Below are 17,241 nucleotides of genomic sequence, written 5' to 3'. Positions count from 1 at the left end.
CCCGCGCCCGAGATCGCCCCGGTCGAGGCTCCCGCGGCGCCCGCCGCCCGCGACGACGCCCCGCCGCCCGTGCCGGCCGAGCGGCCCACACCTGCCGCGCCCGCCCCGGCCGTGCCCGCCGCCTCCGCCACCCCGGCGCCGGCCGCGGGCAGCCTCACCCTGGTCGACGTACGCCGGCTGTGGCCCGACCTGCTCGAGTCCGTGAAGGACAAGCGCCGGTTCACCTGGATCCTGCTCAGCCAGAACGCCCAGGTCGCCGCCGTCGACGACAAGACCCTCACGGTCGCCCTCGTCAACGCCGGCGCTCGGCAGTCGTTCAGCAGCGGCGGCAGCGAGGAGATCTTGCGCCAGGCCGCGATCGACGTGATCGGTCACGACTGGCGGATCGAGGCGATCGTCGACCCGACCGCGCAGCCCGGCGCCCACGTCGACACCACGACGGTCACGCAGCCGGCGGTGACGCCGTCGCCCGGACCGGCCGACGAGACGGCAGCAGCGGAGCCCTCCGCGCCGGACTCCGCTCGGGAGGGGGCGCCGGATCCTGCGCCCGAGCCCGCGCGGCCCCCGGCCGACGCGCCCGAGCGTCGACCCGTCGACCCGCAGGCGGTGGCCAACGCCCGCGGCGCGATCCAGGCCACACGGCCCCAGGGCCAGGGCCGCCGCGAGGACACCTCGATGGTCGAGCGCGACGCCGATGTCGACCCCGACGACCCCGACGCCGACGACGACCTGGGCGGCGCGCAGCTCCTGCAGCGCGAGCTCGGTGCCAGCGTGATCGAGGAGATCCGGCACGAGTGAGGCGCGCCGCGATCCCGACCGACCCCTCACGCGAGAGAGTGACCCCATGAGCAGCAACACCCCCGAGAACCCCTTCGGCGGCTTCGACATGAACGCCCTCCTCCAGCAGGCGCAGCAGATGCAGCAGCAGATGGTCAGCGCCCAGGAGGAGCTCGCCGACGCGCGCGTCGACGGCACGGTCGGCGACGGCCTCGTCACCGTCACCGTGAGCGGCACCGGCGAGCTGGTCGGCGTGAAGATCAAGAAGGACTCCTTCGACCCCGCCGACCCCGAGGACCTCGAGGACCTGATCGTCGCGGCGTTCCGCGACGCGCGGGCCAAGTCCGACGCGCTCGCCGCCGAGGCGATGGGCCCGCTGGCCGGCGGGCTGGGCGGGCTGGGCGGCGGCCAGGGCGAGGTCGGCCCGGGCGGCGCGCCGTTCGGCTTCTGAGAGCCGGCACCGGAGCCTGAGAGAGCCAGAGAGAGCAGCGTGTACGAAGGCATCGTCCAGGACCTGATCGACGAGCTCGGTCGGCTCCCGGGTGTCGGGCCGAAGAGCGCCCAGCGCATCGCGTTCCACCTGCTGTCGGCCGACCCGGTCGACGTACGCCGGCTGGCGCAGGTGCTGGTCGAGGTGAAGGAGCGGGTGAGGTTCTGCTCCGTCTGCGGCAACGTCGCCGAGGAGGAGACCTGCCGGATCTGCCGCGACCCGCGCCGCGACCCCAGCGTGCTGTGCGTGGTCGAGGAGTCGAAGGACGTCGTCGCGATCGAGCGGACCAGGGAGTTCCGCGGCCGCTACCACGTCCTGGGTGGCGCGATCTCCCCGATCGAGGGCATCGGCCCCGACGAGCTGCGCATCCGGGAGCTGATGACCCGGCTCGCCGACGGCGCCGTCACCGAGGTGATCCTGGCCACCGACCCCAACCTGGAGGGCGAGGCGACCGCGACGTACCTCACCCGGCTGCTCAAGCCGATGGGGTTGCGTGTGACGCGGCTAGCGAGTGGACTTCCGGTAGGAGGGGACCTCGAGTACGCCGACGAGGTCACGCTCGGACGAGCTTTCGAAGGGAGACGTGCCGTCGATGACTGACACCTCGGCCACCCCCGGTGACGCAGCGCCGGGCAGCGACCTGGAGGACTTCGCGCAGCAGATCGCCGACCAGGTCGAGTCGTTCCTGCTCGCCCTGCAGGCGATCGCCCGCGGCGACGCCACCGGTGGCCAGGCCATCTCCCTGCTCCTGCTCGAGGTCAGCCAGGTGCTGCTCGCGGGCGGCCGCCTCGGGGTGCACACCGACTTCACCCCCGCCGACGAGTACGAACCCGACGCCGGCCCCGACCCCGACCTCGACGCGATGCGGCTGCGACTCGCGGTGCTCCTCGAGGGCGTAGACGCCTACACCGAGGTGTTCGACCCCTACGTCGACCCGCCGGAGATGGTCAGCTCCCTGGTCTCCGACGACCTCACCAGCATCGCCAGCGCGCTGGCCCACGGCATGCGCCACTACCGCGCGGGCCGGGTCAGCGAGGCGCTGTGGTGGTGGCAGTTCTCCTACATGTCCACCTGGGGCACGGAGGCGTCCGGCGTGCTGCGCGCGCTGCAGTCGGTGCTCTCCCACGACCGGTTCGACGCCGAGTTCGAGAGCGAGGCCGAGCAGGTCGAGGCCGCCGACGAGATGCTGGAGTCCGCCGACTCCTGAGCACACCCGAGGGCCCGGCAGGGCGCTGTCCGGCATCCGTCGCGCCCCGGAGCGGCCCGGAGCGCCGTCGTTAGACTCGGCGGGAAGTTCGGACCGATCGAAGTCGAAGGCGTTGTGACGTGGGCATTGTCGTCCAGAAGTACGGCGGCTCCTCCGTGGCCGATGCGACAGGCATCAAGCGGGTGGCGCAGCGAATCGTCGACGCCAGGCGCGCCGGCAACGACGTGGTCGTGGTGGTCTCGGCGATGGGCGACACCACCGACGAGCTCCTCGACCTGGCGCAGCAGGTGTCCCCGCTGCCCGCCGGCCGCGAGCTCGACATGCTGCTCACCGCCGGCGAGCGGATCTCGATGGCGCTGCTCGCGATGGCCATCGGCAACCTCGGCCAGAAGGCGCGCTCCTTCACCGGCAGCCAGGCCGGCGTGATCACCGACAGCGCCCACGGCAAGGCCAAGATCATCGACGTCACGCCCGGCCGGATCGAGCGGGCGCTCGCCGAGGGGGCCGTCGCCATCGTCGCCGGCTTCCAGGGCGTCAGCCAGGACAGCAAGGACATCACCACGCTCGGCCGGGGTGGCTCCGACACGACCGCCGTGGCGCTGGCGGCGGCGCTCGAGGCCGACGTCTGCGAGATCTACAGCGACGTCGACGGCGTCTTCACCGCCGACCCCCGCATCGTGCCGACGGCCCGCAAGCGGGACCGCATCTCCTACGAGGAGATGCTGGAGATGGCGGCGTGCGGGGCGAAGATCCTGCACCTTCGCTGCGTGGAGTACGCCCGCCGCTACAGCATGCCGATCCACGTGCGCTCCTCCTTCAGCCAGCGCACCGGCACGTGGATCACCGACGAAACCGAGGTGGACTTGATGGAACAGGCGATCATCGCCGGCGTCGCGCACGACCGCAGCGAGGCCAAGATCACCGTGGTCGGCGTCCCCGACAAGGTCGGCGAGGCGGCGCGCATCTTCGAGGCCCTGGCCGACGCCCAGATCAACCTCGACATGATCGTGCAGAACGTCTCCGCGGCCGCCACGAACCTCACCGACATCTCCTTCACGCTGCCGCGTGCGGACGGTCAGACCGCGATGGCGGCGCTCGCGAAGATCCAGGCCGAGGTGGGCTACGACTCGCTGCTGTACGACGACCAGATCGGCAAGGTGTCGCTGATCGGCGCCGGCATGCGGTCGCACCCGGGAGTCACGGCGAAGTTCTTCGCCGGGCTCGCCGCGGCAGGCGTGAACATCGAGATGATCTCCACCTCCGAGATCCGGATCTCGGTCATCGTCGACGAGGACCAGGTCGACGCGGCGGTCAGCGCTACCCACACCGCGTTCGACCTCGACTCCGACGAGGTCGAGGCGGTCGTCTACGGAGGGACCGGCCGATGAACACCCCGACACGCCGCTCGCTTCGGGCCCTCCTGAGCCTGTCGAAGGGCTCGCGCCGCGCCGGGGACCCCGCATGAGCTCGTTCGGCCCCGGCGGCGAGGGCGTGCGTCTCGGCATCGTCGGCGCGACCGGCCAGGTCGGCACGGTCATGCGGCAGATCCTGCTCGAACGGGACTTCCCCATCTCGGAGATCCGGCTCTTCGCGTCGGCGCGGTCGGCCGGTTCGACGATCGCGTTCGGCGGCCGCGAGGTCGTCGTCGAGGACGCCGCGACGGCGGACCCGACCGGTCTCGACATCGCGCTGTTCTCGGCGGGTGGCGCCACGTCCAAGCAGCTCGCCCCGGTGTTCGCCGCCGCGGGCGCGGGCGCGGTCGTGGTCGACAACTCGTCGGCCTGGCGGATGGACCCCGACGTGCCGCTGATCGTGTCGGAGGTCAACCCCGACGCGCTCGGCGAGATGCGCAAGAACATCATCGCCAACCCCAACTGCACGACGATGGCCGCGATGCCCGTGCTCAAGCCGCTGCACGACGAGGCCGGGCTGGTGCGGATCGTCGCCAGCACCTACCAGGCCGTGTCGGGCTCCGGCCTCGCCGGCGTCGACGAGCTGGCCGGTCAGGTCGCGGCCGTGGGCGACCGCGGTCCCGAGCTGACCCACGACGGGTCGGCGGTGGAGCTCCCGGAGCCGTCGAAGTACGTCCGGCCGATCGCCTTCAACGTGCTGCCGATGGCCGGCTCCGTCGTCGACGACGGAAGCGACGAGACCGACGAGGAGCAGAAGCTCCGCAACGAGTCCCGCAAGATCCTGAGCATCCCGGAGCTGCGGGTGTCGGGCACCTGCGTGCGCGTCCCGGTCTTCACCGGCCACTCGCTGTCGCTCAACGTGGAGTTCGCGCAGCCGCTGCCCGCCAAGCGTGCCGCCGAGCTGCTGGCCGGGGCGCCGGGCGTCGTGCTGACCGACGTACCCACGCCGCTGCAGGCAGCCGGGCAGGACCCCAGCTACGTCGGGCGGATCCGGCAGGACCCCGGGGTCGACCACGAGCGTGGGCTCGCGCTGTTCCTGAGCAACGACAACCTGCGCAAGGGCGCCGCGCTCAACACCGTGCAGATCGCGGAGCTCGTCGCGGCGCGGCTGTAGCTACCGGAGGTCGATGTCCGGACCGTCGTCGTCGACCTGCTCGACGAACCTCGTCGTGACCCAGGAGGCCACGACGTAGGCGAGCGCGCCCAGCACCGGCACGGCGACGAACATCGTGGCGCTGAACACCACCTCGAGCAGCCCCACCATCGCGACCACGCAGATGATGCCGGTGCCGAGAACGCTGACGCTGCGGGCGTCGGGCACCCGCAGCAGCGCGAGCAGCACGGCGCCGACCAGGGCCATCACGGCGACGATCGCGACGAGCAGCAGCAGGCCGGACCCGCCGCAGGACTCGGTGCCGCGCACGGCCTCGCAGGCCTGCAGCCCGCCCCAGGTGAGGCCCGCGCCGGTCAGGCCGACGACCAGGCCGACGACGAGGGCCGCGAGCGTGATCGGGAGCACCGGGCCGGTCCGGGCCGCGCGCCGAGCCGCGCGTGCGGGTGCCGGGGGTGCCGGCGCCGGAGCGGGCGCGGCGACGGGTGCAGGCTCGGGCTCGACCACCTGGACCGGCTGGGTGGGTGTCTCGAGGGGTGCCGCGACGGGCGGCTCGACGGGCGGCTCGGCGCGCGGCTCGGCGGGCGGCTCCGTGGGGCGGGCCGGCGGCGCGGCGGGCTCCGCCCGCTTGTCCGGCTTGTTGCGACGACGGAACAACGAGGGCAGCTCCAGCGAGGGCTCCTCGCGGCGGTCGTCGTCGGCCATGCCGGGAGTCTCCCACGCCCCGGGTGGCGCCGAAACGCGCAGAGGCTCCCACGGCGCGTGCGGTGGGAGCCCCTGCGTACTCGGTCGGGCTGACAGGATTTGAACCTGCGGCCTCCTCGTCCCGAACGAGGCGCGCTACCAAGCTGCGCCACAGCCCGAGTGGCCCGGAACGACCTCTGGTCGCTGGGCCGTCGCAGAGTCTAGCCGACGCCCCCGGCACCCGAGAAACCGGTGCTCTCCGCGGGACGAGGGGTCAGGGTGAGCAGCGTGGCCTCGGGTCGGCAGCAGAACCGCACCGGCGCGTACGGCGACGTCCCGAGGCCCGCCGACACGTGCAGCCAGGCGCTGCCGGGCGTGCCGGGAGGCGCGTCGGCCGGGTGCCGGTGCAGGCCCTTGGCGCGGGCCGGGTCGAGGTCGCAGTTGGTCACCAGCGCGCCCTTGCCCGGCAGGCAGAGCTGCCCGCCGTGCGTGTGCCCGGCCAGGATCGCGTCGTAGCCGTCGGCGGCCATCTGGTCGAGCACCCGGAGGTACGGCGCGTGCGCGACGCCGAGCCGCACGTCGGCGTCCTGGTCGGCCGGACCGGCCACGGCCGCGAGGTCGTCGTACTCCAGGTGCGGGTCGTCGACGCCGGCGAACGCGATCCGCGTGCCGCGGATCGTCAGGGTGGCGCGACGGTTGGTGAGGTCCGTCCAGCCGTGTCGCTCCAGCTCGTCGCGCAGGTCGCGCCAGGGCAGCGGAGGCGTGTGCGTGACGCGGCGCCCGTCGTCGGGCAGCAGGTAGCGCACCGGGTTGCGGGTCGTCGGCGCGAAGTAGTCGTTGGAGCCGAAGACGAAGACGCCGGGCACGCCGAGCAGGTCGCCGAGCGCGTTGACGAGGAACGGCACGGAGTCCTGGTGCGCGAGGTTGTCGCCGGTGTCGACGACGAGGTCCGGCTCGAGCCGGGCCAGGTCGCGCAGCCAGTCCTGCTTGCGGAGCTGGTGGGGCGTGAGGTGCAGGTCGGACAGGTGCAGCACCGTCAGCGGCCGGTGACCCGGCGGGAGCACCGGGACCTCGGCCCGGCGCAGGGCGAACCAGCGCAGCTCGACGACGGACGCGTACGCGAGCCCCGCGACGCCGGCGGCTGCGGCCAGGCCGACGGCACGGGACGCGGAGAAGTGCATTGCCCCAGGCTGCCACAATGCCTGATATGGGTGATCTCAAGGACCGACTGCGCACCGACCTCACCGCGGCGATGAAGGCTCGCGACTCGCTGCGCGCCTCCACGCTGCGCATGGTGCTCACCTCGATCACCAATGCCGAGGTCGCCGGCAAGGAGTCCAAGGAGCTCAGCGACGACGACGTCATCGGCGTGCTCAGCACGGAGGCGAAGAAGCGTCGCGAGGCCGCCGATGCGTTCGACGACGCCGGGCGCACCGAGAGCGCCGCGCAGGAGCGTGCCGAGGCCGGGGTGATCGCCGACTACCTGCCGGCGCAGCTCTCCGACGACGAGATCCGCGACCTGGTCGCGGGCGTCATCGCCGACCAGGGCGTCGCGGGCGAGGGCATGAAGGCGATGGGTCGGGTCATGGGCGCGCTGCAGCCGCAGGTGAAGGGTCGCGCCGACGGGGGCGCCGTCGCGGCGGAGGTGCGCCGCCAGCTCGGTTCCTGAGGAGGCGAGGCACGAGTCGACGGGTCAGCGGTTCCCGCGACCGTTGCCGTTGCCGCGGCCGTTGTTGCCCGGCCCGTTGTCGCCGCCGCCACCGCCGCCGCCACCGCCGCCGTTGTCGGTGCTGCCGGGGGACACGCCGTTGGAGACGTAGATCGTGACCGTGCTGCCACTGGCGACCTGGGTGCCCGAGCCGGGTGACAGGAACGCGACCGTGCCGTAGGCGTAGTCGCTCTCGACCATCGGGCCGACGACCGGGTTGAGCCCGGCCTCGCGCAGCGCGTTGGCGGCATCGGACGGGCTCGCGCCGCCGACGGAGGGCACCGTGACCATCTGGCCCTGGACCGCGGTCGGGTCCGGCATGTTGAAGTCGGTGTCGGGCAGGATCGGTTCGATCGCCTTCATCGCGTCGCCCCACATCGGGCCGGCGAGCGTGGAGCCGGCGGCGCTGTAGACGTACGACGGGCCGATCGTCTGTCCCTCGAGGGACACCCACTCGCCCTTGCTGTTGGCGCCGGCGATCATCGACGCCGTGGCGAGGTCGGGGGTGTAGCCGACGAACCACACCGCCATGTTCTTGTTGATCGTGCCGGTCTTGCCGGCCGAGGGCTGGGTCAGGTTGATGCCGGCGCCGTACCCGAAGCCGCCCGGCTCCTGCACGCCCCGCAGCACGTCGTTGACCGCGTCGGCGACGGCGGTCGGCAGCAGCTGCTTGCAGCGCTCGGGGTAGGTCTCGATCGGCTTGCCGTTGCTGTTGAGCACCTCGGTGACCGGCCGGGGCTCGCAGTAGATGCCGCGCGCGGCGAAGGTGGAGTACGCGCCGGCCATCGTGAGCGGGTCGACGTTGGTGACGCCGAGGGTGAACGGCGGCACGACGTCCGAGTCAGGGACGTTGACGCCCATCTCCCGGGCCAGGGTCACCGGGTCGCACAGGCCGGTGCGCTGCTCGAGCTGGGCGAAGAAGGTGTTCACCGACTGCTGGGTGCCGCTGTAGAGGTCGAAGGTGCCGGTGCCGGTGGAGTTCTGCGGGGACCAGACGTCCGTGCTGAGGAGGTGGCCGTCGCAGGTCTCGAACGTGTTGTTGGGCAGCGAGACCGTCTGGGGCGCGGAGATCTGCGTCGACAGCGGGATGCCCTGCTTGATCGCCGCCGCGAGGACGAACGCCTTGAACGTCGAGCCGGCCTGGAAGCCGTTGGCGTCGCCGTACTTCGCGGGCACCACGTAGTTGAGGTAGGTCTCGCCCTTCTTCTTGTTGGCGCCCATCGGGCGCGACTGGGCCAGCGCGCGCACCTCACCGGACCCCGGCTGGACCATGGCCAGGCCGCCGATCGCCTGGTTGGTCGGGTAGACGTGCGCCCGGACGGAGTTGTCGGCGGCGCGCTGGTAGCGGGGGTCGATCGTGGTCTTGACGGTCAGGCCGCCGCTGTTGAGCAGGGCCTTGCGCTCCTCGGGCGTCTTGCCGAGGGCCTTGTCGGACATGAGGTACTGGACGGCGTAGTCGCAGAAGAACGGCGCCCGCGACGACACGCAGCCGTTGCTCGACGGCGTGACGTCGAGGCCGAGCCCGCGCTTCATGGCCTTGTCGGCCTCGGACTGCGAGATGACGTTGAGGTCCAGCATCCGCTGGATCACGACGTTGCGGCGCTTCTTGGCCTCGACCCGGTCGTTGGTGGGGTCGTAGGCCGTCGGGTTCTTCACCAGACCGGCGAGCAGGGCGGCCTCGTGCAGCTTGAGCCGGGAGGCCGGCTTGGAGAAGTAGTGCCGCGAGGCGGCCTGGATGCCGTGCGCGCCGTCGCCGAAGTAGGCGATGTTGAGGTAGCGCTCCAGGATCCAGTCCTTGGAGTACTTCTCCTCGAAGGCGATGGCGTAGCGCAGCTCGCGGATCTTGCGCTCGTAGGTGTCGTCGGTGGCGGCGACCCGCTCCTCGTCGGTCTTCGCCTGGTTGAGCAGGGTCATCTTGACCATCTGCTGCGTGATCGACGAGCCACCCTGGACGGTGGAGTCGGAGACCTCGTTGGTGACGAACGCGCGGAGCGTGCCCCGCAGGTCGAGCGCGCCGTGCTGGTAGTAGCGGTAGTCCTCGATCGAGATGATCGACTTGCGCATGATCGGGGCGACCTTGGCGAGCGGGATGTTGACCCGGTTCTGGTCGTAGAGCGTCGCGAGCACCGAGCCGTCGGCGGCCAGCAGGCGCGTGCGCTGGGGCAGCGGCTCGGCGGCCAGCTCGGCCGGGATCTTGTCCATGCTGCGCGCGACGTCCCGGGCGCCGAGCCCGGCGACACCGGCGAACGGGATGGCGAGGCCGGCAACCAGCACGCCCATCACCCCGGCGACGGCGACCATGACGCCCAGGTGGGAGATCACGGAGGCAGGACGGAGCGAATCGGTGCGACGCGCGGACATGTGCTTCAGGGTACGTGACCGGACCCCGGCTCCTGTGGCCCGATCAGCGGGTCACGGTCCCGTCCGGCTCCACGTGTCCGGGACTACGGACCCGTGACCCGGAGTGACTACCCGGCCCCGCCTCCCGCCCGTCCCGCCCGTCGCAGCCGTCCCGGCCGCGCTCCGCCGTACCACATCGGGCGAACCTGAGCAGCCGAACGGCCGTTCCGGGTAGTTCGTTTGGACTAGCAGAAGTTGCTCCCTCCGTGTCTGTTTCGCCCCTCTATCACTCTTTACCTTTCTGCGTGGGGATTGACTCACTGGCTACGCGCGAGCGGGCCACACTCTCGGATGGGAGCCGAGCTATGACGACGTGGAACGAGGACTGGGCGACGAAGGCCCTGTGCAACCAGGCCCGTCCGGACGAGCTGTTCGTCCGCGGCGCGGCGCAGAACCGTGCCAAGCAGCTGTGTGCCGGCTGCCCGGTGCGGACCGAGTGCCTGGCCGAGGCGCTCGACAACCAGATCGAGTGGGGCGTCTGGGGCGGCATGACCGAGCGTGAGCGTCGGGCGCTGCTCCGCAAGCGGCCCAACGTCACCTCGTGGCGTCTCCTGCTCGAGACCGCGATGGCCGACCACGCCGCCGCCGTCACCGCGCAGCAGGTCGGGGCGACCGTCTCCGCCTGACCGCCTCACCCGCTGCACCCGCACCTGCCGAGCACCGTCGGACGTCCTGCGTCCGACGGTGCTCCGTTTCCCGGGGGCTCGCGTCCCGCGGTCAGCCCGCGAGCAGCTCGCCGACCAGGCGGAGCCCGTCGAGGTCGTGCACGTCGGAGGACAGCGCCGGGACCTCGGCGGTCGGCACGGTCGGGTGGGCGGCCGTGAACCGCCGGCGCAGCCGGCTCTCGCGCGCGACCAGCCGCGTCCGCTCGGCGTGCAGTCGCAGCAGGCCCGCCGTGAGCCCCTCGGGAGCGTCCGTCGTGCCGCTGGCAAGGCGCTCGGCCGCCGCGGTCGCTTGCTCCCCCGAGAGCCCGGTGAGCGACAGCCGGCTCGCCCGGTTGACCACCAGCCCGGCGAGCGGCATCTGCTCGGCGCTGAGCCGCTCGACGAAGTACGCCGCCTCGCGGAGCGCGTCGGGCTCGGGTGCCGCGACGACGAGGAACGCGGTGCCCTCGGCCTGGAGCAGCTCGAACGTCTTCGTGGCGCGCTGCCGGAAGCCGCCGAAGAGCGTGTCGAACGCCGCCACGAACGTCTGCATGTCGCGCAGCACCTGGGCCCCGAGGATCTTGGTCAGCGCGCCCGTCACCACGCCCAGGCCGGCGGTCATCAACCGGGCCGGCCCCTTGGCGGGCGCGAGCAGCAGCCGGATGAACCGGCCGTCGAGGAAGCTGCTGAGCCGCTCGGGGGCGTCGAGGAAGTCGAGCGCGGACCGCGACGGCGGGGTGTCGACGACGACGAGGTCCCAGCGGCCGGACTTCTGCGCGTCCTGGTGGAGCTGCCCGAGCTTCTCCATCGCCATGTACTCCTGCGTGCCCGCGAACGAGCTCGACAGCGCGACGTAGAACGGGTTGGCCAGGATCTGCGCGGCCTTCTCCGGGCTGGCCTGCGACTCGACCACCTCGTCGAAGGTGCGCTTCATGTCGAGCATCATCGCGTCGAGGGTGCCGCCGGCGTCGGGATGCACGCCGGGCACCGGCCGTGGGGTGTTGTCGAGCCGCTCGATGCCCATCGACTGGGCGAGCCGCCGGGCCGGGTCGATGGTGAGCACCACGACCTTGCGGCCGCGCTCGGCCGCGCGCAGGGCCAGGCCGGCCGACGTCGTGGTCTTGCCGACACCGCCGGAGCCGCAGCACACGATGATCTCGGTGGCGGGGTCGTCGAGCAGGGCGTCGACGTCGAGGGCGGGACCGGTGTCCTGCTTGCTGGCGAGGGGCCCGACGCGGCCCTTGCGGCGGCTCGTCATGCGGGGTCCCCGGCGCGGCGCGAGCGAAGCGAGCGGCGTGTTGGGGTGCTCATGCGATGCCCTGGTCGACGAGGTCGGCGGCGAGCTCGTACAGCGCCCCGAGGTCGATGCCGTCGGGCTGCCGGTCCAGCTCGTAGGTGGGGACGTCGAGGGTGGCGATGCGGTTGCGCTGCTCGTCCTCGAGCCGACGTCGCTCGGCATGGTCGTGGGCCTCGTGGAGCAGGCCGTCGACGAGCTGCGGCGTGACGTCGACACCGGCCTTGGCCAGGTCGGCCTCGATCCCGGCGCGCGGCAGCTTCCCCTTGAGGGCGGCCGTGCGGGCGTCGTCGTCGAGCTCGCGGCGGCGTACCAGGTTGACGACGACACCACCCACCGGCAGGTCGTCGGCGGTGAGCTCGGCGATGCCGTCGGCGGTCTCCTGCACCGGCATGTCCTCGAGCACGGTGACGAGGTGGACCCGGGTGCGCTCGGAACGGAGCAGGCTCATGATCGAGTCGGCCTGGCTGCGGATCGGACCCACCTTGGCGAGGCCGGCCAGCTCGCTGTTGACGTTGAGGAACTGCGCGATCCGGCCGGTCGGCGGGGCGTCGAGGACGACCGCGTCGTAGTGCCGCTGGTTCTTGCCACGCTTGTTGCGGTGCACCGCCTCGTAGACCTTGCCGGTCAGGAGCACGTCGCGGACGCCGGGAGCGATGGTGGTGGCGAAGTCGATCACGCCGAACTTGTCGAGCGCCTTGCCGGCGCGGCCGAGCCGGTAGTACATCGAGAGGTACTCCAGCAGCGCCGACTCCGGCTCGATCGCGAGGGCGAAGAGGCTGCCGCCGGAGTCGCCGGGCGCGCTGGCGATCCGCGTCTCCTCGTAGGGGAGCGGCGGCACGTCGAAGAGCTGGGCGATGCCCTGCCGGCCCTCGACCTCGCACAGCAGCACCTGCTGGCCGCTGCTGGCGAGCGCGAGCGCGAGGGCGGCGGCGACGGTGGTCTTGCCCGTGCCGCCCTTGCCGGTCACGACGTGGAGGCGCACGCCTGGCCAGTCGGAGGTCATGGTTCGAGGGTAGTGGGGTGCCCACACGCGCCCGCCGCCGTGACCTGGCTCATGTCGGCTTCCGCCCGTGCGGGCGGCGCCGGTGTGTGGCATCCGTCAGTGTGGACGGTCACACCGGATGGCTAGGGTGACCACACCTGGCTTGGAGGAGGAGAGTCGTGGACAAGGTGGTGGGCTCGGCCGCGGAGGCGGTCGCGGACATCGCGTCGGGGTCGACCCTGGCGGTCGGTGGGTTCGGCCTGTGCGGGATCCCGTCGGTGCTGATCGACGCGCTGCTGGAGCAGGGCGCCGACGAGCTGGAGGCGGTGTCGAACAACTGCGGCGTGGACGAGTGGGGGCTCGGCCGGCTGCTGTTCGCCAAGCGGATCCGGCGGATGATCTCGTCGTACGTCGGGGAGAACAAGGAGTTCGCGCGGCAGTACCTCTCCGGCGAGCTGGAGGTCGAGCTGACCCCGCAGGGCACGCTGGCCGAGCGGATGCGCGCGGGCGGCACCGGGATCCCGGCGTTCTTCACCGCCACCGGGGTGGGCACCCAGGTCGCCGAGGGCGGCCTGCCGTGGAAGTACGACGACTCCGGGAACGTCATCGTCGCCTCGCCGGCGAAGGAGGTGCGGACCTTCGGCACCGCCGAGGGCGAGAAGGAGTTCGTGCTGGAGCAGGCGATCGTCGCGGACTTCGGGCTGGTCCGGGCCTGGAAGGGCGACCGGCACGGCAACCTCGTCTACCGGCAGTCCGCACAGAACTTCAACCCGCTGGCCGCGATGTGCGGCCGGACCACGATCGCCGAGGTCGAGCACCTGGTCGAGCCGGGGGAGATCGACCCGGCCGAGGTGCACACCCCGGGCGTGTTCGTGCAGCGCGTCGTCGAGCTGACGCCGGAGCAGGCCGAGGACAAGCGGATCGAGAAGAGGACGGTGCGTTCCTGATGCCATGGTCTCGTGAGGAGATGGCCGCCCGGGCGGCCTCGGAGCTGACCGACGGGTCGTACGTGAACCTCGGGATCGGGCTGCCCACGCTGGTGCCGAACTACGTCGCCGACGACGTGGAGCTGGTGCTGCAGTCGGAGAACGGCATCCTCGGCGTCGGCGCCTACCCGACCGAGGACGCCGTGGACGCCGACCTGATCAACGCCGGCAAGGAGACCGTGACGCTGCGCAAGGGCGCCTCGTTCTTCGACTCCGCCACGTCGTTCGGGATGATCCGCGGCGGGAAGATCGACGCCGCGATCCTCGGCGCGATGCAGGTCTCGCAGCACGGTGACATCGCGAACTGGATGATCCCCGGCAAGATGGTCAAGGGCATGGGCGGCGCGATGGACCTGGTCCACGGCGCCAAGCGGGTGATCGTGCTGATGGAGCACGTCGCCAAGGACGGCTCGTACAAGATCGTCGACGAGTGCTCGCTGCCCTACACCGGCAAGGGCGTCGTGCAGCGGATCATCACCGACCTCGCCGTCATCGACGTGATCGACCCCGCCACCGGCCAGCCCGCCGCGCCCGGCACCCACGGCGAGCGCGCCCTCAAGCTCGTCGAGACCGCCCCCGGCGTCACCGAGGACGAGGTCCGCGAGAAGACCGAGCCCAAGCTCATCTAGCCGCGAGAGGCCACTTTCCCACCGCCGTTGCGGGCGTGTCGTGCGTGAAGTGGCCTCTCGTCAGTCCAGCTCAGGCGGTACGGCGCGCCCGGCGCTCGGCCTGGGCGATGCCGGCGCGCATGATCTCGACGGCCCGACGGGGATGGGTGAACACCTGATCGGTGCCGAGCACGTCGATGAGCCACCCTTCCTCGTCACGCAGGTACGCGCGGCGCCGACGGTCCCGGGCCCGTTGGGCCGGTGAGCTGTGCCAGGCGACGCCGTCGTACTCCACCGCATAGCGGATCTCCGGCAGGCCCATGTCGAGCCGGAACATCTCGACGCCGTCCTCGTCCGTCACCGGGATCTGAAGGGTCGGGACCGGCAGCCCCGCGTCGTGCCAGAGCAGCCTCATCACCGACTCGGCCGGCGACTCGGCTCGTCCGTCGGCGAGCGGTGCGAGCGCTCTCAGGCGGACGACGCCGCGGAAGCCGCTGAACCGTTTGATCTCCGCCATCATCTCGTCGTGGGTGAAGGTCCTGGTCCGCAGCATCGCGTCCAGTGCGGCGAGTCCGCGGGCGCGTGACCGGGTGCGGGCCAGGTCGAGACCGGTGCGGAGCGCCGTCGTGACGCGGACGCCGTGCAGCAGCTCGACGTCGCGCGGGAACAGCATCCGGCGCCGGCCGTCGGCGCCGCGCTGTCGGACGCGTCCGTGGCCGTGCGGCTGGACGACCGTGACGGGTGGCGGAACCACGTGCTCGCCCCGGGCGACGAGATCGATGCCGCGAGCCCAGGCGGCCGACTCGTCGGTGACGACAGCGGTCGGCGGTACGACGAGCGCCAGCGCCCTGGCTCGCATCAGGAGGTCGTCGTCGGCGGCGCTGTCGACGTACACGCCGCGGAACACCCGCCTGAGTGTGCCGTCACGCGCCAGCCGCTGCAGCACGCGCTCGCTCACGCCGCGGTCACGGGCGTGGGCGATCGTGAAGGGTTCGCCGAACGGCAGACGCTCGTCGGCGTCGACGGGAAGCAGGAGGTCCATCGCGGGAGGATGCACCCGGACAGGGGGACGTGCGAGTTGTCCACAGAGCTCGTGGGGGCGAGAGGTCGCTTCGCGCACGACACGCCGCACAACCCGGTAGGAAACTGGCCTCTCACGCCTACAGGTCGGGGTGCTTGGTGGCCAGCCGGTAGAAGCCCGAGTGGAACACCAGCGGCTCGCCGCCGGGCGCGTCGTAGCCCTCCACCTCACCGAGGAACACCACGTGGTCGCCGGCGTCGACGCGTTGCGTGCGTCGGCAGACGAAGTGCGCGACGGTGCCGTCGAGGAGCGGCGGTCCTTCTCCGTCCCCGTCGTCGGCGTGCACGCGCACCCCCTCGAACTTGTCGGATCCGCTGATCGAGAACTGCCGCGACAGGTGGTGCTGGTCGGCGGCGAGCACGTTCACGGCGAAGGTGTCGGCCGCCTCGAACGCCGCCAGCGAGGGCGACGACTTGGCAGCGGCCCAGAGCACGAGCGGCGGGTTCAGCGACACCGAGGTGAACGAGTTGGCGGTCATGCCGTAGTCGCGGCCGTCGTGGCGGGCGGTGACCACGGTGACGCCGGTGGCGTACTGGCCGAGCGCGCGGCGCAGGTCGCGGGTGTCGAACGGCCCGGCGGCGACCGCGCGCTGCTCGTCGAGGAACGCGCCGGCCGCGTCCGCGTCGAACCACCACGGGTCGAACAGCCGCGCGTCGTCGAAGCCGGCCGCGATCCGCTCGGCGACGCCCGGAAGGGCCGCGGCCGCGGCGAGCGCCTCGCGCTGGTGCGGCTCGAACGGCCGCAGCCAGTCGTTGGTCCACCGGCTCGCGAACTGCGCCCAGCCGCGCCAGAAGTTCGCGAACGTCCGTTCCATCCAGCCGGCGTCGAACGCGCCGTCGTGGTTGACGATCGCGTCGAGGTAGAACGCCGCCGACTTGATCGCGTTGTTGGCGCCCTGGCTGGTCAGCGGGTCGTTGAGCACGACGACGTCGGCCATGCCCAGCACGTGGGCGCCGGACGGCAACGTGCCGACGGGTCGCCGTACGACGGGGCGGAAGCTGCCGCGCAGCGACGAACCATCATCGACGAGCTCCGCGCCGGCGAGCCGGGCCGCCTCCAAGGGGAACCACTCCGCGAGCACGGCGTGCAGCCGCTCGAGGTGCTCGGCCGGCGTCGTCACGTCGCCCCACACGTCGAGCGGGCCGCCGGGCACACCGGTCACGACGACGATGTCGCACGACCCGTCGACGGTCAGGCCTGGGCAGGTGAAGCACTCCCCGACGCCGTCGACCACGTGGTAGCGGAACGTGTCGTCGCCGCTGCCGCCGCACAGGTAGGTGAGGGCCGCGCTCCGCTGCGCCGTGTCGTACGGCGAGCGCTCCGCATCGACCGGGAACAGCTCGGCGAGGCCGCCGCGACCCGTCGAGACGACGACCAGGTCGTGCGAGGCGGCCAGCTCCTCGACGTCGTCGGTGCCGGCCTGACGCACGACGACCTTGCCCCCGAGTCGTGCCACGGCATCGAGGAGGGCCGGCACCTTCACGCGCAGGTCGACCGACCGGGCGGGCGCCGCGAGCGGTGTCGCGAAGGCCGCGGTGCTGCCGTCGTCGTACGTCACGTCGAAGGCCATCCGACCGATCCGCGGCGCCGGCGGCAGCAGCGCGGGGATGCCGAACGCGGCCTCGACCTCCAGCGCCGACTCGAACGTCACCTGGCTCGACATCACCGAGCCGGCGCGGATCTCCTCGGCGGTCCGGTCGGTGACCAGCGTGACCTGGCAGCCGTGCTGCAGCAGGCCCAGCGCGAGCGTCGTACCGGCCGGGCCGGCGCCGACGACGGCGACGCTGGGCGTGTGCGGACTGGTCACGCCTCCAGCGTCTCACCCGGCCCGTCGGCGACCGGCCCCCTGACCAC

The 17,241-nt window shown here is 72.1% G+C and carries 16 protein-coding genes, 1 tRNA gene and 1 pseudogene; 10 read left to right on the top strand and 8 right to left on the bottom strand.

All coding sequences use genetic code 11. The features are described 5' to 3' along the window. The 6 genes and pseudogenes from ETU37_RS23050 to ETU37_RS03650 form a co-directional block, all read left to right on the top strand. Positions 1–798 (top strand): annotated as a pseudogene (locus ETU37_RS23050) (DNA polymerase III subunit gamma/tau); the annotation flags it as partial. Between the two features lie 46 nt (positions 799–844). Then, a complete protein-coding gene (locus ETU37_RS03670) occupies positions 845–1,228 on the top strand; it encodes a YbaB/EbfC family nucleoid-associated protein (protein ID WP_240755528.1) in 384 nt (127 codons plus the stop codon). 39 nt (positions 1,229–1,267) lie between these two features. Next, complete coding sequence (recR, locus tag ETU37_RS03665; protein WP_129985503.1) at positions 1,268–1,867, top strand: recombination mediator RecR; 600 nt, start codon at positions 1,268–1,270, stop codon at positions 1,865–1,867. Next, entirely contained in the window at positions 1,860–2,474 is a 615-nt protein-coding gene (locus ETU37_RS03660; RefSeq protein ID WP_129985502.1) for a DUF5063 domain-containing protein, read from the top strand. Before recR ends, ETU37_RS03660 begins: the two co-directional genes overlap by 8 nt. 119 nt (positions 2,475–2,593) lie before the next feature. Further along, positions 2,594–3,862: an aspartate kinase gene (locus ETU37_RS03655; protein WP_129985501.1), complete on the top strand. Its 1,269-nt coding sequence runs from the start codon at positions 2,594–2,596 to the stop codon at positions 3,860–3,862. Between the two features lie 73 nt (positions 3,863–3,935). Beyond that, positions 3,936–5,000: an aspartate-semialdehyde dehydrogenase gene (locus ETU37_RS03650; RefSeq protein WP_129985500.1), complete on the top strand. Its 1,065-nt coding sequence runs from the start codon at positions 3,936–3,938 to the stop codon at positions 4,998–5,000. On the opposite strand, the gene ETU37_RS03645 is transcribed toward ETU37_RS03650, so the two are convergent. From ETU37_RS03645 to ETU37_RS03635, 3 genes are all read right to left on the bottom strand, one after another. Continuing rightward, positions 5,001–5,702 carry a hypothetical protein gene (locus tag ETU37_RS03645; RefSeq protein WP_129985499.1) on the bottom strand — a complete coding sequence of 234 codons (702 nt, stop codon included), beginning with the start codon at positions 5,700–5,702 and terminating at the stop codon, positions 5,001–5,003. An 84-nt stretch (positions 5,703–5,786) separates the two neighbouring features. Continuing rightward, positions 5,787–5,860 (bottom strand) — tRNA-Pro (locus ETU37_RS03640). A gap of 42 nt (positions 5,861–5,902) precedes the next feature. Continuing rightward, positions 5,903–6,862: a metallophosphoesterase gene (locus tag ETU37_RS03635; protein WP_129985498.1), complete on the bottom strand. Its 960-nt coding sequence runs from the start codon at positions 6,860–6,862 to the stop codon at positions 5,903–5,905. A gap of 26 nt (positions 6,863–6,888) precedes the next feature. Here ETU37_RS03635 and ETU37_RS03630 point away from each other — a divergent pair, with 26 nt between their 5' ends. Next, positions 6,889–7,350, top strand: coding sequence for a GatB/YqeY domain-containing protein (locus ETU37_RS03630; RefSeq protein ID WP_129985497.1), 462 nt, complete (start codon positions 6,889–6,891; stop codon positions 7,348–7,350). 24 nt (positions 7,351–7,374) lie between these two features. On the opposite strand, the gene ETU37_RS03625 is transcribed toward ETU37_RS03630, so the two are convergent. Beyond that, positions 7,375–9,711 (bottom strand): penicillin-binding protein, encoded by a 2,337-nt coding sequence (locus tag ETU37_RS03625; protein WP_240755527.1) that lies wholly within the window; start codon positions 9,709–9,711, stop codon positions 7,375–7,377. A 383-nt stretch (positions 9,712–10,094) separates the two neighbouring features. Here ETU37_RS03625 and ETU37_RS03620 point away from each other — a divergent pair, with 383 nt between their 5' ends. Continuing rightward, the gene (locus ETU37_RS03620; protein ID WP_129985496.1) at positions 10,095–10,415 is read left to right on the top strand and encodes a WhiB family transcriptional regulator; all 321 of its coding nucleotides are present in this window, start codon (positions 10,095–10,097) and stop codon (positions 10,413–10,415) included. A 91-nt stretch (positions 10,416–10,506) separates the two neighbouring features. On the opposite strand, the gene bagB is transcribed toward ETU37_RS03620, so the two are convergent. Next, a complete protein-coding gene (gene bagB / locus ETU37_RS03615; protein ID WP_129985495.1) occupies positions 10,507–11,691 on the bottom strand; it encodes an ArsA family ATPase in 1,185 nt (394 codons plus the stop codon). Between the two features lie 49 nt (positions 11,692–11,740). Continuing rightward, on the bottom strand, positions 11,741–12,733 hold the full coding sequence (gene bagA, locus ETU37_RS03610; RefSeq protein ID WP_129985494.1) for an ATPase BagA: 993 nt from the start codon (positions 12,731–12,733) through the stop codon (positions 11,741–11,743). Between the two features lie 158 nt (positions 12,734–12,891). Between bagA and ETU37_RS03605 the strand changes: the two genes are divergently transcribed. Together ETU37_RS03605 and ETU37_RS03600 are read left to right on the top strand one after the other, a co-directional pair. Then, entirely contained in the window at positions 12,892–13,659 is a 768-nt protein-coding gene (locus ETU37_RS03605; RefSeq protein WP_129985493.1) for a CoA transferase subunit A, read from the top strand. After that, the gene (locus tag ETU37_RS03600) at positions 13,659–14,327 is read left to right on the top strand and encodes a 3-oxoacid CoA-transferase subunit B (protein WP_129985492.1); all 669 of its coding nucleotides are present in this window, start codon (positions 13,659–13,661) and stop codon (positions 14,325–14,327) included. Before ETU37_RS03605 ends, ETU37_RS03600 begins: the two co-directional genes overlap by 1 nt. 70 nt (positions 14,328–14,397) lie before the next feature. Here ETU37_RS03600 and ETU37_RS03595 read toward each other — a convergent pair whose 3' ends face one another. After that, entirely contained in the window at positions 14,398–15,348 is a 951-nt protein-coding gene (locus tag ETU37_RS03595; RefSeq protein WP_129985491.1) for a hypothetical protein, read from the bottom strand. A 118-nt stretch (positions 15,349–15,466) separates the two neighbouring features. Continuing rightward, on the bottom strand, positions 15,467–17,194 hold the full coding sequence (locus ETU37_RS03590; protein ID WP_129985490.1) for a flavin reductase: 1,728 nt from the start codon (positions 17,192–17,194) through the stop codon (positions 15,467–15,469). Positions 17,195–17,241: the final 47 nt, after the last annotated feature.

The sequence above is a fragment of the Nocardioides iriomotensis genome (genome assembly GCF_004168035.1).
Taxonomy (GTDB): domain Bacteria; phylum Actinomycetota; class Actinomycetes; order Propionibacteriales; family Nocardioidaceae; genus Nocardioides_B; species Nocardioides_B iriomotensis.
Note: the sequence above shows the minus strand (reverse complement) of the source record. Positions and strands in the feature narration are given on the sequence as shown.